Annotated in this window: 24 protein-coding genes; 17 read left to right on the plus strand and 7 right to left on the minus strand. The window is 70.0% G+C overall.

Annotation, left to right across the window (positions count from 1 at the left end; translation table 11 throughout):
* The 16 genes from fmt (at window position 1) to secG (ending at window position 15,836) form a co-directional block, all read left to right on the plus strand.
* A complete protein-coding gene (fmt, locus tag BN4252_RS02935) occupies window positions 1–963 on the plus strand; it encodes a methionyl-tRNA formyltransferase (RefSeq protein ID WP_066525285.1) in 963 nt (320 codons plus the stop codon).
* Window positions 960–2,444 carry an RsmB/NOP family class I SAM-dependent RNA methyltransferase gene (locus tag BN4252_RS02940; RefSeq protein ID WP_066525292.1) on the plus strand — a complete coding sequence of 495 codons (1,485 nt, stop codon included), beginning with the start codon at window positions 960–962 and terminating at the stop codon, window positions 2,442–2,444. Before fmt ends, BN4252_RS02940 begins: the two co-directional genes overlap by 4 nt.
* An 11-nt stretch (window positions 2,445–2,455) precedes the next feature.
* Window positions 2,456–3,121, plus strand: a complete 666-nt coding sequence (rpe, locus tag BN4252_RS02945; protein ID WP_066525303.1) for a ribulose-phosphate 3-epimerase — start codon at window positions 2,456–2,458, stop codon at window positions 3,119–3,121.
* A gap of 19 nt (window positions 3,122–3,140) precedes the next feature.
* Window positions 3,141–4,106, plus strand: coding sequence for a bifunctional diaminohydroxyphosphoribosylaminopyrimidine deaminase/5-amino-6-(5-phosphoribosylamino)uracil reductase RibD (gene ribD, locus BN4252_RS02950; protein WP_096877758.1), 966 nt, complete (start codon window positions 3,141–3,143; stop codon window positions 4,104–4,106).
* Window positions 4,107–4,112: 6 nt separating this feature from the next.
* The gene (locus BN4252_RS02955) at window positions 4,113–4,700 is read left to right on the plus strand and encodes a riboflavin synthase (protein WP_066525318.1); all 588 of its coding nucleotides are present in this window, start codon (window positions 4,113–4,115) and stop codon (window positions 4,698–4,700) included.
* An 11-nt stretch (window positions 4,701–4,711) separates the two neighbouring features.
* Window positions 4,712–5,968 (plus strand): bifunctional 3,4-dihydroxy-2-butanone-4-phosphate synthase/GTP cyclohydrolase II, encoded by a 1,257-nt coding sequence (locus BN4252_RS02960; RefSeq protein WP_066525321.1) that lies wholly within the window; start codon window positions 4,712–4,714, stop codon window positions 5,966–5,968.
* A gap of 76 nt (window positions 5,969–6,044) precedes the next feature.
* A complete protein-coding gene (gene ribH / locus BN4252_RS02965) occupies window positions 6,045–6,530 on the plus strand; it encodes a 6,7-dimethyl-8-ribityllumazine synthase (RefSeq protein ID WP_066525324.1) in 486 nt (161 codons plus the stop codon).
* 12 nt (window positions 6,531–6,542) lie between these two features.
* Complete coding sequence (locus BN4252_RS02970) at window positions 6,543–7,091, plus strand: PH domain-containing protein (protein WP_066525330.1); 549 nt, start codon at window positions 6,543–6,545, stop codon at window positions 7,089–7,091.
* A gap of 35 nt (window positions 7,092–7,126) precedes the next feature.
* Complete coding sequence (gene uvrC / locus BN4252_RS02975) at window positions 7,127–9,199, plus strand: excinuclease ABC subunit UvrC (protein ID WP_066525336.1); 2,073 nt, start codon at window positions 7,127–7,129, stop codon at window positions 9,197–9,199.
* A gap of 42 nt (window positions 9,200–9,241) precedes the next feature.
* Window positions 9,242–10,156: an RNase adapter RapZ gene (gene rapZ / locus BN4252_RS02980; RefSeq protein WP_078056735.1), complete on the plus strand. Its 915-nt coding sequence runs from the start codon at window positions 9,242–9,244 to the stop codon at window positions 10,154–10,156.
* 51 nt (window positions 10,157–10,207) lie between these two features.
* A complete protein-coding gene (locus BN4252_RS02985; RefSeq protein WP_066525350.1) occupies window positions 10,208–11,194 on the plus strand; it encodes a gluconeogenesis factor YvcK family protein in 987 nt (328 codons plus the stop codon).
* Window positions 11,195–11,258: 64 nt separating this feature from the next.
* Window positions 11,259–12,245: a DNA-binding protein WhiA gene (gene whiA / locus BN4252_RS02990; RefSeq protein WP_066525356.1), complete on the plus strand. Its 987-nt coding sequence runs from the start codon at window positions 11,259–11,261 to the stop codon at window positions 12,243–12,245.
* Between the two features lie 94 nt (window positions 12,246–12,339).
* A complete protein-coding gene (gene gap, locus BN4252_RS02995; RefSeq protein WP_066525360.1) occupies window positions 12,340–13,350 on the plus strand; it encodes a type I glyceraldehyde-3-phosphate dehydrogenase in 1,011 nt (336 codons plus the stop codon).
* 67 nt (window positions 13,351–13,417) lie between these two features.
* Window positions 13,418–14,635 carry a phosphoglycerate kinase gene (locus BN4252_RS03000; RefSeq protein ID WP_066525362.1) on the plus strand — a complete coding sequence of 406 codons (1,218 nt, stop codon included), beginning with the start codon at window positions 13,418–13,420 and terminating at the stop codon, window positions 14,633–14,635.
* A gap of 78 nt (window positions 14,636–14,713) precedes the next feature.
* The gene (gene tpiA / locus BN4252_RS03005; protein WP_066525369.1) at window positions 14,714–15,505 is read left to right on the plus strand and encodes a triose-phosphate isomerase; all 792 of its coding nucleotides are present in this window, start codon (window positions 14,714–14,716) and stop codon (window positions 15,503–15,505) included.
* 88 nt (window positions 15,506–15,593) lie between these two features.
* On the plus strand, window positions 15,594–15,836 hold the full coding sequence (gene secG, locus BN4252_RS03010) for a preprotein translocase subunit SecG (protein WP_066525370.1): 243 nt from the start codon (window positions 15,594–15,596) through the stop codon (window positions 15,834–15,836).
* A 59-nt stretch (window positions 15,837–15,895) separates the two neighbouring features.
* Here the strand turns inward: secG and pgl are convergent, their stop codons facing one another.
* From pgl to tkt, 5 genes are read right to left on the minus strand one after another with little or no spacing between them, the layout of a single operon-like run.
* Window positions 15,896–16,615 (minus strand): 6-phosphogluconolactonase, encoded by a 720-nt coding sequence (gene pgl / locus BN4252_RS03015; RefSeq protein WP_066525375.1) that lies wholly within the window; start codon window positions 16,613–16,615, stop codon window positions 15,896–15,898.
* Window position 16,616: 1 nt separating this feature from the next.
* Window positions 16,617–17,543 carry a glucose-6-phosphate dehydrogenase assembly protein OpcA gene (locus BN4252_RS03020; protein ID WP_066525378.1) on the minus strand — a complete coding sequence of 309 codons (927 nt, stop codon included), beginning with the start codon at window positions 17,541–17,543 and terminating at the stop codon, window positions 16,617–16,619.
* A 39-nt stretch (window positions 17,544–17,582) separates the two neighbouring features.
* On the minus strand, window positions 17,583–19,124 hold the full coding sequence (gene zwf / locus BN4252_RS03025; protein ID WP_230208549.1) for a glucose-6-phosphate dehydrogenase: 1,542 nt from the start codon (window positions 19,122–19,124) through the stop codon (window positions 17,583–17,585).
* Complete coding sequence (gene tal, locus BN4252_RS03030) at window positions 19,117–20,211, minus strand: transaldolase (RefSeq protein WP_066525385.1); 1,095 nt, start codon at window positions 20,209–20,211, stop codon at window positions 19,117–19,119. Before tal ends, zwf begins: the two co-directional genes overlap by 8 nt.
* Window positions 20,212–20,249: 38 nt before the next feature.
* On the minus strand, window positions 20,250–22,403 hold the full coding sequence (gene tkt, locus BN4252_RS03035) for a transketolase (RefSeq protein ID WP_096877759.1): 2,154 nt from the start codon (window positions 22,401–22,403) through the stop codon (window positions 20,250–20,252).
* A 281-nt stretch (window positions 22,404–22,684) separates the two neighbouring features.
* Between tkt and BN4252_RS03040 the strand changes: the two genes are divergently transcribed.
* Complete coding sequence (locus BN4252_RS03040; RefSeq protein WP_066525399.1) at window positions 22,685–23,587, plus strand: heme o synthase; 903 nt, start codon at window positions 22,685–22,687, stop codon at window positions 23,585–23,587.
* Between the two features lie 135 nt (window positions 23,588–23,722).
* Here the strand turns inward: BN4252_RS03040 and BN4252_RS03045 are convergent, their stop codons facing one another.
* Window positions 23,723–24,694, minus strand: a complete 972-nt coding sequence (locus BN4252_RS03045) for a quinone oxidoreductase family protein (protein WP_066525403.1) — start codon at window positions 24,692–24,694, stop codon at window positions 23,723–23,725.
* 1 nt (window position 24,695) lies between these two features.
* A complete protein-coding gene (locus BN4252_RS03050; protein WP_066525406.1) occupies window positions 24,696–25,670 on the minus strand; it encodes a COX15/CtaA family protein in 975 nt (324 codons plus the stop codon).
* Window positions 25,671–25,688: the final 18 nt, after the last annotated feature.

Below are 25,688 nucleotides of genomic sequence, written 5' to 3' on the forward strand. Positions count from 1 at the left end.
GTGCGACTAGTGTTCGCCGGCACGCCCGAACCCGCCGCCGTAGCGTTGCGGCGCCTCATCGAATCGGAGCACGAGGTGGTGGCGGTGCTCACCCGCCCCGACGCCCGCAAGGGCCGCGGGCGCACCCTGCACCCGTCCCCGGTGAAAGAGGTCGCCCTCGAGCACGGCATCGAGGTGCTCGCGCCAGAGCGCCTTTCGCTTGACGACGCCGCCGCGCAGCGCCTCACCGAACTCGCGCCCGACTGTATCCCGGTGGTGGCGTACGGCAACCTCGTACCCGAGTCGATGCTGGGCATCCCCGCCCACGGCTGGGTCAACCTCCACTTCTCGCTGCTGCCGCAGTGGCGCGGCGCGGCGCCGGTGCAGGCGGCCATCCGCGCCGGCGACACGGTGACGGGCGCGACCACCTTCCGCATCGACAAGGGCCTGGACACCGGCGACGTCCTGGGTCGCATCACCGAGGAGATCGGGCCAGCGGACACGGCCGACGACCTGCTCACCCGCCTTGCCCACCGGGGCGCGGACCTCTTGGCGGAGACCATGGACGACCTTGAAACTGGCAGCGCGCAGCCCGAGCCGCAGCCGGAGGACGGCTCCTACGCACCCAAGATCACGCCCGAGGAGGCGCGGGTGCGCTGGGACGCGCCCGCGGTAGAGATCGACCGCGCCATCCGCGCCTACACCCCCGCGCCCGGCGCGTGGACCACCCTTGGCGGCGAGCGGGTCAAGCTCGGCCCAGTCAGCCCCGCCGAACCGGACGGGGAACCGCTCGCGCCGGGCGAGGTGCGCGCCGGCAAGCGCGAGGTGCGCGTGGGCACCGGCTCGGGCGATGTGATCCTGGGGCGCATCCAGCCCCCCGGCAAGAAGCAGATGGATGCGGCCGATTGGGCGCGCGGGCTAAAGCCGGCGGAGACTGAAGAGAATAGTGCAGAGAAGACGGTCAACGGGGTGGTGTTCGAGTGAGCGGCGGATTCAGATCCAGGGCGCAGGGCCGGCGTGAGCAGCCGCGCGAGCAGCCCCGCGGGCAGCAGAGCGGGCAGCAGAGCGCTTCGAACGCCCCGAAATCCCAGCGCCGCTACAGCGTGAAGGGCCGCCCGGCGTCCATCGGCGACGCCCCCCGCGAGGCCGCCTTCGAGGTGGTGCTGCGGGTGGGCCGCGACGGCGCCTTTGCCAACCTCACCCTGCCGGGTCTCCTGAAGGAGCGGCGTATCAAGGGCCGCGACGCGGCGTTCGCCACCGAGCTGACCTACGGCACGCTGCGCAGCCTCGGCGTGCTGGACGCGGTCATCGCCGAGAACTCGTCGCGCCCGCTAGACCAGATCGCCCCGGAGGTGCTCGCTGCGCTGCGCCTCGGCGCGTACCAGCTGCTCTACACCCGGGTGGAGGACCACGCGGCAGTGGACACGTCGGTGCGCCTCGTGGAGGCGGCGGGTCAGGAGCGCGCGAAGGGCTTTGCCAACGGTGTGCTGCGATCCATCTCCCGCACGCCGGCGGAGGCGTGGATCGAGCGCCTCGCGCCGCCTACCGAGCTCGGCGCGCTCGCGTTCCGCCACGCCCACCCGGAGTGGATCGCCGCGAGCTTTGCGGCGGCGCTCGGCGAGCGGGCGGAGGCGGAGCTCGAGGCGGCGCTGGAGGCGGATTCGGCCCGCCCGATCGTGCACCTGGTTGCGCGCCCGGGCGAGATCACCGCGGAGGAGCTGGCCCTGACCACCGGCGGGGAGGAGGGCGCCTACTCCCCGTACGCGGTGTACCTCCAGGAGGGCGACCCGGGCCAGCTGCAGGAGGTCCGCGACGGCCTGGCCGGGGTGCAGGACGAGGGCTCGCAGCTCATCGCCCGCGCGCTCGCCGAGGTCCCCGTCGAGGCGGATCAAGGCCGCTGGCTGGACCTGTGCGCCGGTCCGGGCGGTAAGGCTGCCCTGCTGGGCTCCCTGGCCGCCATCGACGGCGCGACCGTGGACGCCGTGGAGGTCGCGCCGCACCGCGCCGAGCTGATCCGGGGGGCGGTCCGCGACCTGCCGGTGCGGGTGAAGGTGGCGGACGGGCGCGATCCCGGCTTCCCGGAGGCCAGCTTCGACCGCGTGCTGGTGGACGCGCCGTGCTCCGGCCTGGGCGCGCTGCGCCGCCGACCCGAGGCTCGGTGGGTGAAGCGCGAGGGGGACATCGCCGAGCTCAACCAGCTGCAGGCCGAGCTGCTGGATTCCGCCGTGCGGCTCGCCCGCCCAGGCGGGGTGGTGGTGTACTCCACATGCAGTCCGGATGTGCGGGAGACAAGGGGGATCGTCGATAAGCAAAAGGCGCTTGGGGGCGTCGAGGAGCTCGACGCGCGCGAGTACGTCGGCGCAATGGCGGACGTGGGCGCGGGCCCCAGCGTGCAGATGTGGCCGCACCGCCACGGCACCGACGCGATGTTCTTCGCCGTGCTCCGCAAGCTGCCGGCGAGCTAGGGTTGGGCACCATGATTCAAATTGCGCCGTCCATCCTCGCCGCCAACTACGCCGCCCTGGGCGAGGACGTGCGGAAGGTGGGCAACGCGGACCTATTGCACGTGGACATCATGGACGGCCACTTTGTGCCTAACCTCTCGTTCGGCCCGGACGTGACCAGCGCCGTCAACGGCGTGACGGAGCAGTTCCTGGACATGCACCTGATGATCGAGGAGCCCGAGCGCTGGTTTGAGACGTACGCGCTCGCCGGCGGGGACCGCCTCGTGTTCCACGCTGAGGCCGTGGCGGACCCGGTGGCGGCGGCGAAGCGGTGCCGCGAGCTGGGCGTGCAGTCCGGCATCGCCATCAAACCCGCCACCGCGGTGGAGCCCTACCTGGACCACCTCGAGCACTTCGACGAGGTGCTGGTGATGAGCGTGGAGCCGGGCTTTGGCGGCCAGAAGTTCATGCCGGAGGTGCTGGGGAAGGTCATGCGGCTGCGCGACGCGATCCGCGAGCAGGGCACGAGCACCGTGATCGGCATCGACGGCGGCATCGCCGAAGCCACCATCGCCCAGGCGGCCGAGGCGGGCGTGGACGCTTTCGTGGCCGGCAGCGCCGTTTTCGGCGCCTCCAACCCGGCCGAGGCCGTGGAGCGCCTGCGCGCGCTCGCGCGGGAGGCAGCGGGGGATCAGTGAGCACTTGCTTGTCGACGCCCTGAGGACGGCCGTCGCAGAAGGCGAGCGGGTGCGCGGCACCACCTCGCCGAACCCGCCGGTGGGCTGCGCCATTGTCGGGCCCGGCGGGGAGCTGATTGCTTCCGCCGGCACCCACCCGGCCGGCGGGCCGCACGCCGAAGCGGCCGCGCTCGCCGTCGCGGGCGAGAGGGCCCGCGGTGCGACAGCGGTGGTGACGCTCGAGCCCTGCAACCACACCGGCCGCACCGGCCCCTGCGCCGAGGCGCTCGCGCGCGCGGGCGTGGCGGAGGTGGTGTACCTCGCCGCGGATCCCAACCCGGTGGCCGCGGGCGGCGCCGAATACCTGCGCGGGCGCGGCGTGGCGGTACGCCACCTCGCTGCGCCAGTAGCGGCGCTCGAGCCGTGGCTGGCGGCGGTGCGCCTAGGCCGCCCAGCGGTGACCTGGAAGTACGCCGCCACCGCAGACGGCTTCACCGCCGCCGCGGACGGCACCAGCCAGTGGATCACCGGCCCCGTGGCCCGCGAGCGGGTGCACCGGGACCGCGCGAGGCGCGACGCGATCATCGTGGGCACCGGCACCGCGATCGCCGACAACCCCTCGCTCACCGCGCGGCGGCCCGACGGTTCGCCCTACCCAACGCAGCCGCGGCGCGTGGTGATCGGCTCGCGCCCCGTGCCGCCCGGTAACCTCGCGGAGCTGGGCTACGAACAGTACCCGGACCCCCAGACCGCGCTGCGGGAGCTGTGGGACACCGGCGCGCGCGACGTGCTCGTGGAGGGCGGTGCCGAGCTCGCGCGCTCCTTTTTGGAGGCGGACCTGGTGGATTTCGTGCAGGCCTACACCGCTCCGGCGTTCCTTGGTGCGGGGCGGGGCGTGCTCGCCGGGGCGGTGGCGGGCACCATTGCAGACGCCCGCCGCTTCGCGCCGGCGCGCGTGGAGCTGGTGGGTGAAGACGTGTTGTTTGAGATGAGACGGAAGGCGTGATGTGCGGTGTTTACTGGGTTGGTTGAGGAGCAGGGGAGCGTCGTCAAGCTTGAGCCCCTCGAAGACGCCCTCCGGCTCACCGTGCGCGCCCCGCTGGTGACATCCGACGCGCGGCCCGGCGACTCCATCGCGGTGGACGGCGTGTGCCTGACCGTTGTCGAGGTGGGGGGCGGCGAGTTCACCGCGGACGTGATGCGCGAGACCATCGACCGCTCCCGCGTCGCCTCGTACGCTGCGGGAACGCGGGTGAACCTCGAGCGCGCCCTGGCCGCGGGCGTGCGCCTCGGCGGGCACATTGTGCAGGGCCACGTGGACGCGGTGGCGGAGCTTTCCTCCCGCACGCCGTCCGAGCACTGGGAGGTCTTCCGCTTCACCCTGCCCGGCACGCTCCGGCGCTACGTGGTGGAGAAGGGGTCCATAGCGGTCAACGGCACCTCCTTGACCGTCTCCGCGGTGGGCGGAGACTGGTTCGAGGTCTCGCTTATCCCCACCACCCTGCGCGAAACCACCGCGGGGCGACTCGAGCCGGGGGAGGTAGTGAACCTCGAGGTGGACATCGTGGCCAAGTACGTCGAGAACATGGTGCAGGGCTAAGGTAGGCGCCCATGGATGATTTCTCGCGCCTGGATTCTGTCGAGGATGCGGTTGCCGCCATCGCCCGCGGCGGGGCCGTGGTGGTGGTCGACGACGAGGACCGCGAGAACGAGGGCGACCTGATCTTCGCCGCCGAACTGGCCACGCCGGAGCTCGTGGCCTTCATGGTGCGCCACACCTCCGGCTACATCTGCGTGTCCATGGGCGACGGGGACGCGACCCGCCTCCAGCTGCCGCCAATGGTGGCCCGCAACGAGGACGCCCGGGGCACCGCCTACGCGGTGACCGTCGACGCCGCCACCGGCACCACGGGCATCTCTGCGCGCTCCCGCGCCGAGACGATACGGCGCCTCGCCGACCCGGAGGCCGCGCCCGCGGACTTCACTCGCCCCGGCCACGTGGTGCCGCTGCGCGCCCGCCTCGGCGGAGTGTTGGCCCGCAACGGCCACACCGAGGCTGCCGTGGACCTGGCCGCGCTGGCGGGGCTGCGGCCGGTTGGCGCGCTGTGCGAGATCGTCTCGGAGGAGGACCCGACTGACATGGCGCGCTTTGATGAGCTGCGCCGCTTCGCCGACGCGCACGGGCTGCCCATGATCTCCATCGAGCAGCTGGTCAACCACCTGCGTCGGGTGCGTCGCGTGGTCACCCGCGCCACCGAGACCCGCCTGCCCACCGAGTACGGGGAGTTCCGCGCGGTGGGCTACCGCAACGACGTCGACGGCTCCGAGCACGTCGCCCTTGTGGTGGGGGACGTGACGGACGGCGAGGACGTGCTCGTGCGTGTCCACTCCGAGTGCCTGACCGGCGACGTGTTCGCGTCGCGTCGCTGCGATTGCGGCCCGCAGCTCCACGAGTCCATGCGCCGCGTGCAGGAGGCCGGCCGCGGCGTGGTGGTCTACATCCGCGGCCACGAGGGCCGCGGCATCGGCCTGCTTGCCAAGCTCGAGGCCTACCGCCTCCAGGACGAGGGCCGCGACACCGTGGACGCGAACTTGGAGCAGGGGTTGCCTATCGACGCCCGCGAGTACTCCGTAGCCGGACAGATCCTCGCCGACCTGGGCATCGCGTCCTTCACCGTGCTGTCCAACAACCCGCACAAGGTTGAGGCGTTGGGCGGCTATGGCCCGCAGGTCCTCGGCCGCGCCAGGGTGGAGGTGGTGCCCTCCCACGACAACATCGCGTACCTGCGCACCAAGCGCGACCGGATGGGCCATGACTTGCGGCAGGTGGGGGAGTGGGACGACCGCCACACCGGGGCGGGCCACTAAGCCATTAAACTAGGGGGACCATCCGCCCGGTGCCCCGCTTGCCCGGGCGCACCCGAACCAGAAAGAGGATGATCGAATGAGCTCCACCGGCGCCCCCGAGGAGTACCCGATACGGGCCGAAGGGCTGACGCTCGCCATTGTGGCGACGCGATGGAATGCACCGGTGGTCGGCTCGCTCACCGAGCGCGCCGCGGCCACCGCGAAGGAGCTCGGCGCGAAGGTAGACATCTACCACGTCGACGGCGCGCTGGAGCTGCCGGTGGTGGTCCAGTCCTGCGCCAGGCGCTACGACGCGGTGGTGGCCCTCGGCTGCGTGATCCGCGGGGAGACCGCACACTTCGACTACGTCTGCGACTCGGTGACGGCCGGTCTCACCCGCATCGCCCTGGACGAGGAGACCCCGGTGGGCAACGGCGTACTCACGGTTGAGGAGGAGGACCAGGCCTACGAGCGCGCAGGCGGCGAGGACGCGAAGGAAGACAAGGGCGCCGCCGCCACCCGCGCGGCCCTGAGCGCCGCCGCTGAGCTGCGCAAGGTCCGGTCACTGCCGGTGAAGGACTAGGATTTGCCCACCGTGAGCGAAAACCAGAACCAGGACAACCGGGCGGCCGGGGGGAAGGTCACCGACCGCGAGGTGGCCTACCTCACCGCCCTCGACCCGTTCGCGGCCACCTCCGCCAAGCCGTGGGAGTTCGAGGCCCGCTCGCCCCACCTCAAGCGGGTGGCGCTCATCTGGATCGCCGTGGTTATGGCGGTGCACATCTTCATGGCCGCCGTGGTGGACGTGGAGTTCACCGGCGTGACCATCACCGGCATCGACAAATTCGCCTTCATCGGCGTGGGCCTGCTCATCTCCGCGGTGTCCTGGGTGATGCTGACCCGCCCGCGGGTGCGCGCGAACGAGGACGGGGTGCAGGTGACCAACTTCATTGGCACCCGCTTTTACCCGTGGGTGCTCATCTACGGCCTGAGCTTTCCCAAGGGTTCCCGCACCGCCCGCCTGGAGCTCCCGGAGTTCGAGTACGTGCCGCTGTGGGCCATCCACGTCGGCGACAAGGAGCGGGCCCTTGAGGCCGTGGACCAGTTCCGCGACCTCGAGGCGAAGTACATGCCCGAGGATTAGGATCCCCCAACCCAGCTAGGAGCTCACAGCACCCCGTGGCTAACCCCAAGGATTACCGCCCGGCGCCCGGCACCATCCCCACGGAGCCGGGCGTCTACAAGTTCCGCGACCCGAACGGCCGCGTCGTCTACGTGGGCAAGGCGAAGAACCTGCGTGCCCGCCTGAACAACTACTTCCAGCCGCCGGCCACGCTGCACCCGCGCACCCGCCAGATGGTGTTCACCGCCGCGTCGGTGGAGTGGACGGTGGTCTCCAGCGAGGTGGAGGCGCTGCAGCTCGAGTACACGTGGATCAAGCGCTTCGACCCCTGGTTCAACGTGATGTACCGGGACGACAAGACGTACCCGATGCTCGCGGTGAGCGTGAAGGAGCGGTACCCGCGCGCCTTCTTCTACCGCGGCCCGAAGCGCAAGGGCGTTCGCTACTTCGGCCCGTACTCCCACGCGTGGGCGGTGCGCGAGACCCTCGACCTGCTTACCCGGGTGTTCCCCATCCGCACCTGCTCAAACGGCGTGTTCAACCGCCACGAGCAGCTCGGCCGCCCCTGCCTCCTCGGCTACATAGACAAGTGCTCCGCCCCCTGCATCGGCCGGGTCACGGAGAGCGAGTACGACGAGATCGTGGAGGGCTTCATGGGCTTCATGTCCGGGCGCTCCGACCCGCTGGTGCGCGGCATCACGCAGCAGATGAACGAGGCCGCCGATAACCTCGAGTTTGAAAAGGCGGCCCGGCTGCGCGACGACCTCGGCGCAGTGAACAAGGTGATGGAACGCCAGACGGTAGTGCTGGCATCCGACACCGACGCGGACGTGATCGCCTTCGCCACCGACGAGCTCGAGGCCGCCGTGCAGATCTTCAACGTTCGCGATGGGCGCATCCGCTCCCAGCGCGGCTGGGTGGTGGAGAAGACAGGTGACGAACCGGGCAGCGCCGAGCGCTTGGAGGAGGGCCAGGCTGATCCCGCCCTGCCGACGCTCATGCAGAACTTCCTGGTGCAGTACTACTCCGACGCCGTGGAGCGCGTGCAGCAGGAGGAGCAGGAGGACGCCCGGCTGCGGGAATCCAAGGTGCGTCGCCGCGGCGTGGACCAGGAGTCCCGCGCGCGGGTGCGCCCGGCGGTGCCGGTGCCGCGCGAGATCCTCGTGGAGACGCTGCCCGCAGAGCTTTCCGACGTCACCGAGCTGCTCACCCAGCTCAAGGGGGCGCAGGTGGACATACGCGTGCCGCAGCGCGGCGACAAGCGCGCGCTGATGGAGACGGTGAGCAAAAACGCCAAGGAGGCGCTGCACCAGCACAAGCTCAAGCGGGTGGGCGACCTCACCGCCCGCTCCCAGGCGCTGCAGGATATCCAGGACGCCCTCGGCATGGACGAGGCGCCGCTGCGCATCGAATGCACCGACATCTCCCACATCCAGGGCACCGATGTGGTGGCGTCGCTGGTGGTCTTCGAGGACGGCCTGCCCAAGAAGAACGACTACCGCCGCTACCGCGTCAAGGAGGCCGCCGGCGACGGCCGTTCCGACGACGTGGGCTCGATCGCCGAGATCACGCGCCGGCGCTTCAAGCGCTACAACGAGGACAAGCTGGCCAACCCGGACGAGGAGGCGGACGAGATGATGTTCGCCGACGAAGCCGCGGACGTGGAAACCACCGGCAACAAGCGCTTCGCGTACCCGCCGCAGCTGTTCATCGTGGACGGCGGCAAGCCGCAGGTCACGGCAGCCCAGGCGGTGTTCGACGAGCTCGGCATTGTGGACGTGCAGCTCATAGGCCTGGCCAAGCGGCTCGAGGAGGTGTGGGTGCCGGATGACGACGAGCCGGTGATCCTCCCGCGCAACTCGGAGGGCATGTACCTCCTGCAGCAGATCCGCGACGAGGCGCACCGCTTCGCCATCACCTACCACCGCCAGCAGCGCTCAAAGCGGATGCGGGCCTCGGCGCTGGACTCGGTGCCCGGGCTCGGCCCCGCCCGCCGCACCGACCTAGTGAAGCACTTCGGCAGCGTGAAGAAGATCAAGGCCGCCTCGGTGGAGGAGATCCAGGAGGTCAAGGGCGTTGGCCCGAAGCTCGCGCAGACGGTGTACGACCACCTGCACGCCGAAGATTAGGGCGGCGCGAGGGGGTGCCGCCGCCGCGCGCGGTTCGTTAGGATGACGCACATGCACGCGCAACCACTGGACCACGCCGCCGGCGCCCCCGGCACGATCCGGCCCGTCATCATCACCGGCCTTTCCGGCGGCGGGCTGTCCACGGCCGCGAAGGTGTTCGAGGACAAGGGCTACTTCGTCTCCCAGAACCTGCCGCCGCGGCTCGCGCTCGAGCTGGTGGAGATGGCGGCGGCGGAGGACTGCCCGGTAGACCGACTCGCCGTGGTCACGGATGTGCGCGCTGCCCACGCCTTCAACGCGTCCCTGCCGGATGTGCTGGAGCAGATCCGCGCCAGCGGCATCGACCCGTTCATCCTCTACCTCGAGGCGCGCGACGACGTGCTCATCCGCCGCTTCGACTCCGTGCGCAGGACCCATCCGCTGCAGAGTACGCAGACGCTTGCCGACGGCATCTTACGCGAGCGCGAAGAGCTGCAGCCGGTGCGCATGACGGCGGACGTGATCATCGACACGTCGAACCTGTCGGTGCACGACCTGCGCCGCGCGGTGGAGGCCTCCGTGGGCGAGCTGCCGGCCAACCGCCAGCACGTCACCATCGAGTCCTTCGGATTCAAACACGGCTCACCGCGCGACGCGGATCTCGTGCTCGACGTGCGTTTCCTGCCGAACCCGTACTGGGTGGAGGAGCTGCGCGACTTCCGGGGCGTGGACCGCCCCGTGTCTGATTACGTGCTCTCGCGGCCGGGGGCGGAGCAGTTCGTGGACAACGTGGTCAACCTCTTAGGCGGCACGCTCGGCGGCTACCGCCACGAGGGCAAGGACTTCATCACCGTGGGCATCGGCTGCACGGGCGGGCACCATCGCTCGGTGGCGATCGCGGAGGAGCTGGGCCGCCGCCTGCGCGAGCCAGGCAACATCGAGGTGACCGTCCTGCACCGCGACCTGGAGCGCTCCTAACACCCCTCGCGCCTCGGCGGCGCGCACCCAGCATGAGAAAGGCGGTTTCCCGTGAGCCGTACCGAGCCCACCACACCCACCGGCCCCGTTGTGACCAGCCTCGGCGGGGGCCACGGCCTCTACCAGACGCTGCAGGCGGCGCGCGTCGCGGGCGCCAGCTTTATCAACGCGGTGGTCACCGTCGCCGATGACGGCGGCTCCTCCGGGCGCCTGCGCCGCGAGCTCGACATCGTTCCCCCGGGGGACCTGCGCATGGCGCTTGCCTCGCTCACCGCGGACTCTCCGGAGGGCGAGCTGTGGCGGACCACCCTGCAGCACCGCTTCGGCGGCAACGGCGCGATGGCGGGGCATGCGGTGGGAAACCTGCTGCTGGCGGGCCTGGCTGAGGAGAGCGGGGACATGCAGGGCGCGCTCGACACGGTTGCGCGCTGGACGGGCTCGGTGGGCCGCGTGATCCCGGTCAGCCCGCAGCCGTTGGAGATCGAGGCGGACGTAGCGGGCCTGGACGATGACCCGCGCGTGCTGCGCTCCGTGCGCGGGCAGGTGGCGGTGGCAACGACGCCGGGCGAGGTGCGGCGCGTGCGCCTGCTTCCCGGGGAGCCTGAGGTCTCGGGCGAGGCCGTGGCCGCCATCCTGGGGGCTGACCTGGTCACCATCGGCCCGGGCTCGTGGTTCTCCTCGGTGATCCCACACGTGCTCATGCCCGAGATCGTTGCCGCGCTCAACGAGACGCCGGCGCAGGTCGCCGTGATTCTCAACCTCTCCCCGGAGACGGGGGAGACGCACGGGTTCACCACCGAGCGCCACATCCACGTGCTGGGCCAGCACGCCCCGGAGCTGCGCGTGGACTACTTCCTGGCGGATAACTCGCGCCGCATCACCGACGGCGAGCGCCGCAACCTCGAGCGCGCCGCGGCGGGCGTAGGCGCCACCGTCGAGTTCGCTGACGTGCGCGCCACGTCCCCGGACGGCGGGTCGAACCTGCACTCCCCGGAGAAGCTTGCGGCCGCGCTGCTTGCTTTTCGACGCTCACGATAAACTGTCTCCCAAACCGGCGGCCGCAGCCCCGGGACACGGATCGTGCGCGAAGGAAGGACCGAGGGTGGCGCTGACGGCGAAGGTGAAGGACGAGTTGCTTGACGCGCGGCGCCCGAGCGCGGAAGCGCGGGCGGCCGAGGCGACCGCCATGATCCGCTTCGCCGGCGTCATCGAGCCGACCCCGCGGGGCGTGACCATCACCTGCGACTTCGCAGAGCGGAGGGTGGCCGAATGGCTAGTCGAGCTCGTGGAGGAGATCACCCACGTGCCCCCGTCGCTCCAGGTGATCGAGCCGGGCAGCGCGAGCCGGGAGACGCGCTACCAGGTGGTCGTGGCCAAGGGTGCGGAAGATGTCATCCGCAAGCTGAGGTTGGTCACCCCGTCCGGCCACGCCGTGGTGGGGATGCCCCGCCAGGTCATCTCGGGCCCGGCGGCCGTGGTGGAAGCGGCGTGGCGCGGCGCCTTCCTCGCCCGCGGCAGCCTCACGGAGCCGAGCCGCACCGCCTCGCTGGAGGTCGCGTGCCCCGGCGAGGAGGCCGCCCTGGCCCTGGTTGGCCTTGCGCGCCGCCTGAGTGTGGCCGCGAAGACCCGCGAGACGCGCGGGACCGAGCGGGTGTATATCCGCGACGGGGAGACAGTTGGCATCCTGCTTTCCCGCATGGGTGCGCCGCGCGCCCGCATCGAGTGGGACGAGAAGCGCGAGTCCAAGCAGTACGGGGCGAAGCCGGGGCAGCGCCTGGCCACGTTCGACGACGCCAACACGCGACGGTCCGCCCAGGCGGCGGCCAGCGCCGCGCTGCGGGTGGAGCGGGCGCTGGAGATCCTTGGCGACGAGGTGCCCGAGCACCTGGCGGAGGCCGGGTTCCTGCGCGTTGAGCACCGCCACGCCTCGCTGGAGGAGCTGGGCAGGCTGGCGGACCCGCAGATGACCAAGGACGCGGTGGCGGGCCGGATCCGCCGCCTCCTCTCGCTGGCGGACAAGCGCGCCGCGGAGCTCGGCATCGAGGACACCCACGCCGCCCTCGCGGAAGGCGGGGACGGGCAGGAGTGAGGTGGGGAGCTCCACGAAAACGGCCTCTGCGCTGTGTGGGCTGCCTCGCTACACTGGGCCCCGAAAGCACCAGTAGACGAGAAGGAGACTAGACGTGACTACCCGCATCGGCATCAACGGATTTGGACGCATCGGTCGCTCGGCATTCCGCATCATCCTGGAGGAGTACCAGGGTGAGCTCGAGGTTGTGAAAATCAATGACCTCACCGACAACGAAACGCTTGCCCACCTGCTGAAGTACGACACCGCGTACGGCCAGCTCGGTCACGAGGTGACCTCCGACGAGACCTCCATCTCCGTGGACGGCCGCCGCATCGAGGTCACCGAGGAGAAGGACCCCGCCAACCTCGCGTGGGGTGACGCGGGCGTGGACATCGTGCTCGACTGCACCGGCCGCTTCACCGACGGCAACGACGCGAAGGCGCACTTGGACGCGGGCGCGAAGAAGGTCATCATCTCCGCACCGGGCAAGCACGTGGACGGTACCTACGTGTGGGGCGTGAACCACCTCGACTACACGGGCAGCGAGAACGTCATTTCCGCCGCGTCCTGCACCACCAACTCGCTGGCCCCGGTGGCCAAGGTGCTGGACGAGGCTTTCGGTATCAAGTCGGGCCTGATGACCACCATCCACGCCTACACCGGCGACCAGCGCCTCCAGGACGCCCCGCACAAGGACCTGCGCCGCGCCCGCGCCGCCGCCCAGAACATCGTGCCCACCACTACCGGCGCGGCGAAGGCCGTGTCGCTGGTGCTGCCGCAGCTCGAGGGCAAGCTCGACGGCTTTGCCATGCGCGTGCCCACGATCACCGGTTCCGCCACCGACCTGACGGTTGAGCTGAACAAGGACGTGACCGTGGACGAGGTCAACGCCGCCGTGAAGAACGCCGTGCAGGACGAGGTCCTGGGCACCGCGCTGGAGTACACCGAGGACCCGATCGTCTCCTCCGACATCATCGGCAACTCCCACGGCGCGATCTTCGACGCCGGCATGACCCGCGTGATCGACGGCAACCTGGTCAAGGTCATCTCGTGGTACGACAACGAGTGGTCCTACACCTCCCAGTACGTGCGCATGACCAAGCACGTTGCGGATAACCTCTAACCCAACCCATACCCCGGGCCCGCGGCGCCGCTGCCGCGGGCCCGTTTCCAAACGCGAAGGAGACGCCATGGCAACGAAGACCCTGCAGCAGCTGCTCGACGAGGGCGTGGACGGCCGCCACATCCTCGTCCGTTCCGATTTCAACGTGCCGTTGGACGATGACGGCAACATCACCGACGCCGGGCGCATCGACGCGTCCCTGCCCACGTTGCAAGCGCTTATCGACGGCGGCGCCAAGGTGATCGTCATGGCCCACCTCGGGCGCCCAAAGGGCGAGGTGAACAGCAAGTACTCGCTGGCCCCGGTGGCGGAGGCCCTGTCCGAGCGCCTCGGCCAGTTCGTGGCGCTCGCGGGCGACGTTTCCGGCGAGGATGCGCACGAGCGGGCCAACGGCCTAACCGAGGGCGAGATCATGCTGGTGGAGAATGTGCGCTTCGACGCCCGTGAGACCTCAAAGGACGAGGCAGCGCGCGCCGAGTTCGCGGCCGAGCTCGCCGCCCTGGCCGCCGACGACGGCGCGTTTGTGTCCGACGGCTTCGGTGTGGTCCACCGCGCGCAGGCGTCCGTGTACGACGTGGCGAAGCAGCTGCCCGCCTACGCCGGCTACCTGGTGGAGAAAGAGGTGGAGACCCTGGGCAAGGTCAAGGACGCGCCCGAGCACCCGTACGTGGTGGTGCTGGGCGGTTCCAAGGTTTCCGACAAGCTGGGCGTGATCGAGGCGCTGGCGGAGAAGGCCGATCGCGTGATCATCGGCGGCGGCATGTGCTTCACCTTCCTCGCCGCCCAGGGCCACAACGTGCAGAAGTCCCTCCTGCAGGAGGACATGGTGGACACCTGCAAGGAGCTCATCGAGCGCTTCGGGGACAAGCTGCTCTTGCCGGTGGACATCGCGGCCGCGCCGGAGTTTGACAAGGACGCGGAGAAGCGGGTGGTGGGCCTAGACGAGATCCCCGAGGGATGGATGGGCCTGGACATCGGGCCGGAGACCTCCAAGCAGTACGCGTCGGCCATCGCGGACTCCAAGACCGTCTTCTGGAACGGACCGATGGGCGTGTTCGAGTTCCCGAACTTCGCCGACGGCACCAAGGCGGTCGCCGAGGCGATGATCGCCGCGACCGCGGACAACGGCTCCTTCACCGTGGTGGGCGGCGGCGACTCCGCGGCGGCGGTGCGCACCCTCGGCCTGGATGAGGGCGGCTTCTCCCACATCTCCACCGGCGGTGGCGCCTCCCTCGAACTCATCGAGGGCAAGGACCTACCGGGCGTAACGGTCCTCACCGCCTAGGCGCGGACCGCACTTGCCAAGCACATACCCGAGCACCCCAGCAACCGAGCACCCGAGCATAAAGGAGTGGATGCACCCATGGCACGCACCCCGCGAACCCCGCTGATTGCGGGTAACTGGAAGATGAACCTCGACCACCTCGAGGCGATTTCCCAGGCCCAGAGGCTGGCCTTCGCCTTTCCCAAGGACGGCTACGAGTACGTGGACATCGCCCTCACCGTGCCGTTCACCGACCTCCGGTCCGTCCAAACCCTGGTGGAGGGCGATAAGCTCTCCATCACCTACGGCGCGCAGGACGTCTCCGCGCACGACAACGGTGCATACACCGGCGAGATCTCCGCGGCCATGCTAGAGAAGCTGGGCTGCACCTGGGTGGTTGTGGGCCACTCGGAGCGACGCGAGTACCACGGTGAGACCAACGAGTTGGTGGCGGCGAAGGCGAAGCAGGCGCTCGCGCACGGCATCAGCCCGATCGTGTGCGTCGGCGAGCCGCTCGACGTGCGCGAGGCCGGCACCCACGTCGACTACGTGGTGGAGCAGACCCGCGAGTCGCTGGCGGGGCTGAGCGCCGACGAGCTCGGCCGCACCGTAATCGCCTACGAGCCGGTGTGGGCGATTGGCACCGGCAAGGTGGCCTCGGCGGCGGACGCGCAGGAGGTGTGCCACGCTATCCGCGGCCTGGTCCGTGAGCTCGCCGGGGAAGAGACGGCGGACGCGATCCGGATCCTCTACGGCGGCTCCGTGAAGACCGAGACGGTGGCGGAGATAATCACCGAGCCGGACGTGGACGGCGGCCTGGTCGGCGGCGCCTCGCTGGACGGCCAGGAGTTTGCCAAACTGGCTGCGGCGGCCGCCAACGCGGTTCGGTAGCCGGACGCGCCGGTGCCCGCGCGCCGGCGCCCATGGTGTAATATTTGGCGGGTTAGCAACGCCCGCCTGAGAAAGAAGGTTCTGCTTTATGCAGCTCGCGCTCGAGATCATCCTCGTGATCACGTCGATCCTGATGGTGATCTTCGTCCTCCTGCACAAGGGCAAGGGCGGCGGCCTGTCCAGCCTCTTCGGCGGCGGCGTGCAGGCCAACCTCTCCGGCTCGACCACGGTGGAGAAGAACCTCGACCGCGTCACGGTGATCCTGGCCGTGATCTGGGTCGCCTGCATCATCGGCCTGAACCTAATGCAGTCCTTCGCGCCGGCCGCCTAGGCACCCGCAGAAAGTAAGCCGCGCTCCCTCGGCGAGGGGGCGCGGCTTTTCGACGCTCCCTAGAGCCGCGACGCCGCATCCTCCGTGACGAAGAGCACCGTCTCGCGCGCGCCCCGGGCGCCCGCGGCGGGCCACTCGCCCGCGTCGGCCCCGGCGACGAGGTGGGCCGCGGCCTCGGCCTTCTCCGCGCCGGAGACGAGGAACCACACCTCCGCCGCGAGCGCAACCGCCGGCAGCGTCAGCGTGGCGCGCTGCGGCGGCGGCTTCGGCGAGTCCTCCACGGGCACTACGAGGCGCTCACGCTCAGCCAGGGCGGGGGTGTGCGGAAACAGCGAGTTGATGTGGCCTTCGCCGCCCATGCCCAGCAGGTGCACGTCGAAGCCGCGCGGCGCGTGGCGGACAAGGGCGTCCTCGTAGGCGACGCACGCGGCGGCCATGTCGCCGCCGTCGAGGCCGTAGCCGTGGATGTTCGCCTCCGGGATCTCCACGCGGTCAAGCAGCGCCTCGCGCGCCTGGCCCTCGTTGGAGTCGGGGTGGGAGACTTCCACGTTGCGCTCGTCGCCGAAGAAGACGTGGGTGCGGGCCCAATCGATCGGCCGGTCCGCGAGGGCCCGCAGCAGCGCGATGCCGGCGGTGCCACCGGTGAGCACGATGCGGGCTACGCCGTCGCCGTGCGCCCCGCCGGCGGGGTCCCGGTGGATTGCCGCGAGGTGTTCGGTGAGGAGTGTTGCGGAGGCGTCGATAAGCAAATCGAGCTCTGCAAACCGTTCGATGCGCATTCTACTGCTCCTTCTGGTGGACGCGGGCGAGGCCGGCGAGGGCTCGCCCGTACGTGGCGTCGGGGCCGAGGTGGCGCAGGTCCTCGGCGAGGCACTCGGCATCGGAGCGCTCGCCCATGGCCACGAACGAGTCGGCGCGCCCCGGCACCGAGATCTTTACGGTGTGGCCGCCCTGGACAGACACCTCGATGTCGCCCCCGTCGCAGTGGAGGGCGAGGTGGGCGATGGGGAAGCCCGCCGCGGCCGCGGCGGTGCCGCGCGCGACGTCCACGCCGAGGCTGGAGGCGAGCCAGCCGGCTGCGAGGTCCACGCTTGCATCGCCCGCCGCACCGGAGATTTCGGCGCCAGTGACGGTCCGGCCGGGGTAGCGGTCCAGGGCGGAGGCGACGATCCCGCGCCACGGGGTGATGAGGGACCACATCATGTCCGAGTCGCCGGGCTCGTAGCCCAGCTCACTCAGCGGGGGAGCCGCCGGGTCGCGGCGGGCGTTGGTGATGCGGCGCTGGGCGATGCGGCCGAGCTGCTCGCGGGCCGGGTGGGCGGGCGCGAGCTGCGGCCAGCAGGCCACCACCGGCGTGTCCGGCAGCAGGAGCGGGGTGACCACCGAATCCAGGTTGGCGGTCAGCGGTCCCCGCAGGCGCATGACCACCACCTCGGAGGCCCCGGCATCCGCCGCCACCAGCAGCTCCGCGTCCAGGCGCGCCTCCGCCTGCGGGTCGCCCGAGATGAGCACCAGCACGCGGGCGGGGTGCTCGAAGGAGGCGCTGCGCAGCGTGGACAGGGTGGCGTCGATGCTGCCCTCGTCCTCGCCGTCCACCGCGACGAGGAGAGTGAGCACGCGCCCGGTGGCCAGCGAGTAGTTCTCGCGGGCGGAGGCGAGCGCCCGGGCGACGGCCGAGGTGTTCGTGTTGGGGAGGTCGATGATCACGCGGGGAACCTTTCTCGCGGTATGTCTACGGCGGGGTAGCTACGGGCGCCGCCACGCGCGGCCGTCCTTGGAGAGCATGCGGTCCGCCGACGGCGGGCCCCACGTGCCGGCCGGGTAGTCCTCCGGCTTGCCCTGGCCGGCCCAGTAGTTGAGCACCGGATCGAGGATCTGCCAGCTGCGCTCCACCTCGGAGTTGGTGGGGAACAGGCTCGACTCGTCCAGCAGCGCGTCGAGGATGAGGCGCTCGTACGCCTCCGGCGACTGCTCCGTGAACGCCTCAGAGTAGTGGAAGTCCATGTTCACGTCGCGCAGCTCCATGCCGGCGCCGGGCACCTTGGAGCCGAAGCGCATCAGCACTCCCTCGTCGGGCTGCACGCGGATCACCACGGCGTTGTTGGTCAAAAGGTCGGTCTGGCCCTTGGAGAAGGGCTGGTAGGGCGGTTCTTTGAACACCAGCGCGATCTCCGTCACTCGGCGGCCCAGGCGCTTGCCGGTGCGCAGGTAGAACGGCACGCCCGCCCAGCGGCGCGACTCGATCTGCAGGGTGCAGGCCGCGAACGTCTCGGTGGTGGACTCCGGGTCAAAGCCCTCCTCCTCGCGCAGCCCCACCACCTCGCGGGAGCCCTGCCAGCCGGCCGTGTACTGGCCGCGGGCCGTGGTTTTGCCGAAGGGCCCCACGGCGGAGGTCGCCCGCAGCACCTTTAGCTTCTCCGCCCGCAACTGGGCGGGGGAGAAGGAGGTGGGCTCCTCCATGGCCACCAGCGCGAGCAGCTGGATCAGGTGGTTCTGGATCACGTCCCGGGCCGCGCCGATGCCGTCGTAGTAGCTGGCGCGACCGCCGAGGCCGATGTCCTCGGCCATGGTGATCTGCACGTGGTCGATGTAGTGGGAGTTCCACACCGGCTCGAACATCTGGTTGGAAAACCGCAGGGCGAGGATGTTTTGTACCGTTTCCTTGCCCAGGTAGTGGTCGATGCGGAAGACGGAGCGCTCGTCGAAAACGGCGCCCACCACCTCGTTGAGCTCGCGCGCGGACTCGAGATCGTGCCCAAACGGTTTTTCGATGATCACGCGGCGCCACTGGGATGCGTCGCCAGGCGAGGCCATGCCGCTGCGGTCGAGCTGGTGAACCACGCTGGAGAAGTGCTCCGGTGGCACGGAAAGGTAATAAGCCCAGTTGCCGTCGGTGCCGCGCTCACGGTCGGCGCGGCGCAGGGTGTCCGCGAGGGTGTCAAACGCCGCGTCGTCGTCGAAGTTGCCGCGCACGAATTCCAGGCCCTCAGCCAGGCGCTCCCACACGTTATCGTGGAACGGGGTGCGCGAGCCCTCGTCGACGGCCTTGCGCACGTAGGCCTGGAAGTCCGACTTGGACCAGTCGCGGCGCCCAAACCCGACGAGGGTAAACCCGCCCGGCAGCAGGCCCCGGTTCGCGAGGTCGTAGACCGCGGGCAGCAGCTTCTTGCGCGCGAGGTCTCCGGTGACGCCGAAGATCACCATGCCGGAGGGGCCGGCGATCTGGGGCAGCCGCTTGTCTTCGGGGGTGCGCAGCGGGTTCGCGCGCTGCTCGCGCAGGTCAGTCACGTGTGGCGAGCTTAGCAGCCATGGAGTCGAGCAGCTCCTGCCAGGCATCCACGAACTTCTCCACGCCCTCGCGCTCCAGTACCGCGACCACGTCGGCGATGTCGATGCCCACCGCCTCGAGCTCGTCGAACACACGCTGCGACTCTTCGGCGGTGCCGGTCAGCGTGTCGCCGCGCACCCCGCCCTGGTCGAGCACGGCGTCGATCGTAGCCTCGGGCATGGTGTTGACCGTGTCGGGGCCCGCGAGCTCGGTGACGTACATGGTGGCCGGGTAGTCCGGGTTCTTCACGCCCGTGGACGCCCACAGGGGGTGCTGCTTGCGCGCGCCGGCCGGCAGGTCGCTCATATCCGCGAACTCGTCCAGGAACAGCTGGTAGGCCAGCCGGGCGTTGGCGATGCCGGCCTTGCCACGCAGCCTCAGCGCCTCGTCGGAACCGATTGCTTGGAGACGGTTGTCCACCTCCGTATCCATGCGAGAAACGAAGAAGGAGGCCACCGAGTGGATGCGGGACACGTCCTTGCCGCGCCCCGCCGCCTGGCGGATGCCCTCCTTGTACGCCTCGATCACCTGGCGGTAGCGATCCACTGAGAAGATCAGCGTGACGTTGACGGAGATGCCCTCGGCCAGCGACGCGGTGATGGCGGGCAGGGACTCGTCGGTGGCCGGGATCTTAATCATCACGTTCTCGCGGTCCACCAGCTTGTGCAGCTCGGCGGCCTGCGCGACGGTCTTGTCCTCGTCGGCGGCGAAGCGGGGATCCACCTCGATGGAGACGCGGCCGTCGGCCCCGTCCGAATCGCGGAAGGTGTCGGCGAAGAGGTCGCACGCGTCCTGGACATCTTTCACGCTCATGGCGTAGACCGCGGCATCAGCCGCGGAGCTGGCCGCGCGCAGCTCGGTCAGCTGCTCGTCGTACGCCACGCCGGCGGACATGGCGTTGGCAAAGATGGCGGGGTTGGTGGTGACGCCGACAATCGACTTCGCGGCCTTGACCTCCTCGAGGTTGCCGGTGGTGATCCGGTCCCGGGAGAGGTCGTCGAGCCACGTGGAGGTGCCGGCTGCGCGGAGGTCATCGATGGCGGTCACTTGAGTGTCTCTTTCCTTCAAGGTGTAAGGGGTGGGGGTTAGCGGCCGTCGCCGCGGGTCGGCTCAGCTTCGGTGTCGCCGATGCGCTCGCTGATGCTGGCGGGGCGGTTGTCGCGGGCCGCCGCGAGGGACTCGCGGGCTGCCCGCAGCACGTTAGCCGTGGTGAAGCCGAAGCGCTCGAAGAGCTCCGAACCCGGCGCGGAGGCACCGAAGTGCTCCAGCGACACGGCGCGGCCGTGCTCGCCGAGGAAGCGGAACCACGGCATGGACACGCCGGCCTCGACCGAGACGCGCGCGCGGACCTCGCGCGGCAGGACCGCGTCGATGTAGGCGTCGTCCTGCTCCATGAACCACTCCATGCACGGCACGGAGACAACGCGGGTGGACACGCCGTCGCGCTCGAGCTCGGCGGCGGCCTCGACCGCGTACTGCACCTCGGAACCGGTGGCCATGATGATCAGCTCCGGCGCTTCGCCTGACTCCTCCACCAACACGTAGGCGCCGCGGGCCACGCCCTCAAAAGCCTTTTCCTTGGTGCCCTCGAGCACCGGCAGGTTCTGGCGGGACAGGGCAAGCGCCTTGGGCTGCTCCTTGGCCTCGAGAGCGGCCTTCCACGCTGCGGACGTCTCGTTCGCGTCCGCCGGGCGCAGGATGGCTAGATCCGGGATGGCGCGCAGCGCGGTCAGCGTCTCCACCGGCTGGTGGGTGGGGCCGTCCTCGCCGAGGCCGATCGAGTCGTGCGTGAACACGTAGTAGCCGTCGATGCCGGACAGCGCCGCGACGCGGATGGCCGGGTAGAGGTACTCGGAGAAGATGAGGAAGGTGCCGCCGTAGACGCGGGTAGGGCCGTGCAGGGCGATGCCGTTCATGATGGAGCCCATGGCGTGCTCGCGGATGCCGAAGTGCAGGTTGCGGCCGTAGGGGTTGGCCGTGAACATGCCGGTGGAGATTTCGGCCGGGCCAAAAGACTCGGCGCCCTTGATCAGGGTGTTATTGGAGCCCGCAAGGTCAGCCGAGCCGCCCCACAGCTCCGGCAGCGCCTTGGCCGCCACCTGAATTGCCGCCTCCGAGGCCTTGCGGGTGGCGATGCCCTTCGCGTCCGGCTCCCAGGTGGGGAACGCCAACTCACCCCCGCCCCACCCCTCGGGCAGCTCGCGGCCGGCGAGGCGGTCGAACAGCGCCTTGCGTTCCGGGTTGGCTTCCGCCCACGCGTCGAACTTGGTGTCCCACGCCGCGTGCTTTGCCGCGCCGCGCTCCGCCAGCTTCCTAGTGTGGGCGATCACCTCGTCCTCCATCGGGAAGGCGGTGGCGGTGTCGAAGCCGAGCACCTCCTTCACCCGGGCGATCTCCTCCGCGCCGAGGGCCGCACCGTGCACGGCGCCGGTGTTCATCATGGTGGGGGCCGGGTAGCCGATCACGGTCTTCACGCGGATGATGGTCGGCTTCGCGGTCTCCGCCTTCGCCTGCTCAACGGCCGCCTCGATGGCGGCGACGTCCTCGCCCGACTCAACGGTCAAAGTCTGCCAGCCGTAGGCCTCGTAGCGGGCCAGCACGTCCTCGGTGAAGGCGATCTGGGTGTCGTCCTCGATGGAGATGCGGTTGTCGTCCCAGAAGAGGATGAGGTTGCCCAGGCGCTGGGTGCCGGCCAGGGAGGATGCCTCGGAGGTCACGCCCTCCTGCAGGCAGCCGTCGCCGGCGACGACGTAAATGTAGTGGTCAAACGGGCTCTCGCCGGCCGGGGTCTCCGGGTCGAACAGGCCGCGCTCGCGGCGGGCCGCCATGGCCATGCCCACCGCGGACGCGAGCCCCTGGCCGAGCGGGCCGGGGGGGATCTCGATGTGGTCCGTGTGGTTGTACTCCGGGTGGCCCGGGGTCTTGGAGGCCCAGGTGCGCAGCTGCTTCAGGTCCTCCATCTCCAAACCAAAGCCGCCAAGGTAGAGCTGCACGTACTGGGTCAGGGAGGAGTGGCCGTTCGAAAGTACGAAACGGTCTCGGCCCACCCAGTCCTTATCGTTTGGGTCCACATCCATCACGCGCTGGAAGAGGGTGTAGGCCAGGGGCGCGAGCGACATCGCGGTGCCCGGGTGGCCCGAGCCGCAGTTCTCCACGGCATCCGCGGCCAGCACGCGGGCGGTGTCTACGGCCCGCGTGTCGGTCTCGGTCCAATCGTCCGGGTAGTTGCGGACGGTCATCGCCTCGAGTTCAGGGGGCAGCGTCGGCTGGGTCACGGGTTACCTCACTTCGCGTCTGAAGAGCGGCGCCGGCAGGTGCGCGGGCGCCCGCGTGCGTACCCGCAAAAGCTTACAGTGGCGGGTCGACGCGGGGGACGGGTGCACTGCCCCCGCACAACGCGGGCCGTCCGCTCGGCGCGCCCGATTCGGCCAAGGACGGGTGCGGGGCTAACATCGTGCGGAGGTATCAAACTTAGGAATGATGCCGGCGCCAGTGGGGGAGCTACTGAGAAGGAGACGTGTTGGAGACCATCAAGGCGTATTTCGCGTTGACGAAGCCGAGGGTCATCGAGCTGCTTCTCGTCGCCGCGATCCCCGCGATGCTCCAAGCGGACCGCGGCGAGGTGCATCTCTGGCTGATCCTGGCCACGCTGTTCGGCGGCTGGATGGGCGCGGGCGCCGCGAACACCTTCAACATGGTGGCGGACTACGACATTGACCAGAAGATGGGCCGCACCCGCGCCCGCCCCCTGGTCCGTCACCGCGTGACCAAGCAGAAGGCGGCCGTGTTCGCCTGGATTCTGTTGGTGGCGTCCGTGCTCTGGCTCGGCCTGCTGTGCAACTCGTGGCTGGCCGCCGGCTTCATCGTCCTGACCAACTTCTTCTACATCTTCGTCTACACCAAGTGGCTGAAGCGCCGCACCTGGCAGAACGTCATCTGGGGCGGGGCTGCGGGCTGCATGCCGGTGCTGGTGGGCTGGGCCGTCATCCGCGACAACGCCGCAGACGGATCCGCGGGCAATTGGTGGCAGGCGATCGTGATGTTCATGATCATCTTCTTCTGGACGCCCCCGCACACCTGGGCGCTGGCCATGAAGTACAAGGACGACTACGCCCGCGCGAACGTACCGATGCTGCCGGTGGTGGCGAGTGCCTCCGAGACCACCCGCCAGATCCTCATCTACTCCTGGCTCACGGTGGCCACCTCGCTGCTGCTCGTTCCCGCTGCGTCCTGGATTTACCTGGTGGTGGCGCTCGCCTCCGGCGCTGTCTTCCTGGTCATGGCCACCCGGTTGCACAACGGCATCAAGGCCGGCGCGGACGTGAAGCCGCTGAAGCTGTTCATCCTCTCCAACAACTACCTGGCCGCGCTCTTCCTCGGGCTGTCGGTGGACGCGGTGCTGGGGCTGCCCACCGTGTTCTGAGCAACCCCGCCACTTCTCCAGAACTCGAAAGTAGCGGCTCGTTAAGGCCGCTCTGGGGGGAAATAACGAGCTGCTACTTTCGAGTTCTGGTTCCGGGGTCGAGCATGCCCGGTTCTCTGCGCCGCGCCACGGCCTCTACGCGATGCCGAGGACCACGGAGCCCGTCGTCGCACGGGACTGCAGGTCGGCGTGCGCCTGCGCCGCGTCGGCCAGGGGGTACACGCGCGAGACGTCGATGCGCAGGGTGCCGTCCTCTACCGCGCGGGCGACGGCCTGGGCGCGGAGGCGGAACTCGTCGTCGGTGGCGACGTAGTCGTTGAGCTTCGGCCGCGTGACATAGAGCGAGCCCGCCCGGTTCAGGCGCTGCAGGTCCACGCCTGTCACGTCGCCCGAAGCCGAGCCGAAGGAGCACACCAGGCCGCGGGGGCGGCAGACGGAGAGCGCCAGGTCGAAGGTGTCGCGCCCCACGCCGTCGTAGACCACGTCCACGCCGGCGCCGCCGTTGGCGTCGCGGATCCGCTGGGCGAGCTCGCCGGCATCGCCGCCGTAGATGAACGCCTCGGTGGCGCCGGCCTCGCGTGCTAGCGCCGCCTTGTCTTCCGTGGAAACCAGGGAGTAGATGCGCGCGCCCTTGGCGGCGGCCATCTGGGTGAGCATCAGCCCCACGCCGCCGGCGCCCGCGGTGACCACCAGCGAGGTGTCGGCGGTGACGGGGTGCACGGACTCGGTGAGGTAGTGGGCGGTCATGCCTTGGAGCAGCATGGAGGCGGCGGCGCGCTCGTCCACGCCCTCCGGGACGGACACCACCCGGTTGCGGTCCACCACGACCTGTTCGGCGTACGAGCCGGGCGCGTCGTGCCAGGCCACGAGGGTGCCCTCGGCGATGAGGCCCTGCGGATCGTGCGCGACGCGGCCGCAGCCCTCCGAGCCTGGGATGTAGGGGAGGTTGACGGGGTAGGCGCCGGAGCGGTAGTAGGTGTCGATGAAGTTGACGCCGGCAAAGGAGACGTCGATAAGCAACTGCTCCTTCGAGGGCTCCGGCGCCGGAGTGTCGGTGAACTGCAGAACCTCGGGACCGCCGTGCTCGGCGACGATTATTGCCTTCATGTCACTTCAGCGTAGGCAACCTGCGCTTCCCGTGCGCGTAGAGGATGGCGGAGAAGGCCACCACGGCCGAGCTCATGGCGATATGGGCGGGGATGGTCCAGCGCGGCACGCCGAGGCGGAACTGGGTCACGCCGATGGCCCACTGGATGACAATGAGGGCGATGAGCGTCAGGCCCGTCTTGTACGCGTCCTTCGGGGCGTTGGTGCGCCGCAGCTGGTAGACGGCCACCAGGGTGCAGATGAGGTACACGTACATGCACGCGGCGTGGACGTAGGCCAGCATCTCCGTGTCCATGTTCAGGCGGCCGTCCATGCCCACGCCGGAGTCGCCGGAGTGGGGGCCGGAGCCCGTGACCATGGTGCCGGTGACCAGCACGAAGCACAGGGCCACGGCGGCTGCCACCACCATGGCGCGGATGGACGCGGCGTAGCGCTCGGTGGGCTCCGCGCCGTCCGTCTCCGCGATGCGCATGTACAGCACGCCGGCAACCCAGACCAGAACCATGGACGGCAGGAAGTGGATGGCCACGGACCACCACTGCAGGTCCAGGCGCACGGAGATACCGCCGATCACCGCCTGCAGCACCACGCCGAGCAGGGAAATCCAGGCGAGCGTCTTGATGCCGGGGGAGCGGCGGGCGCGGATGACGGCCACCAGCACGGCGGCGGCCGCGGCGGCAACAACGAATGCGAGGAGGCGGTTGCCGAACTCGATGAGCTGGTGCACCCACGGCGTGACGCCCTGCACGGGCACCAGCGAACCCTCGTGGCACAGCGGCCAAGTGTCGCAGCCCAGGCCGGAGCCGGTGACGCGCACGATGGCGCCGGTGACGGTGATGCCGCCCTGGCAGATCAGCAGGACTAGCGCGAGGGCGCGCTGGAAGGAGATGGACGGGTCGCGCCACGGCCGGGTGAAGCGGTTGCCGCCCTCGGCGGGGCGGGGTGCGGGTGCGGCGTCGACGGAAGTCGTGCTCACGGCGGTTCCTTATCCGGT

This window comes from Corynebacterium bouchesdurhonense (assembly GCF_900078305.2).
Taxonomy (GTDB): Bacteria; Actinomycetota; Actinomycetes; order Mycobacteriales; family Mycobacteriaceae; genus Corynebacterium; species Corynebacterium bouchesdurhonense.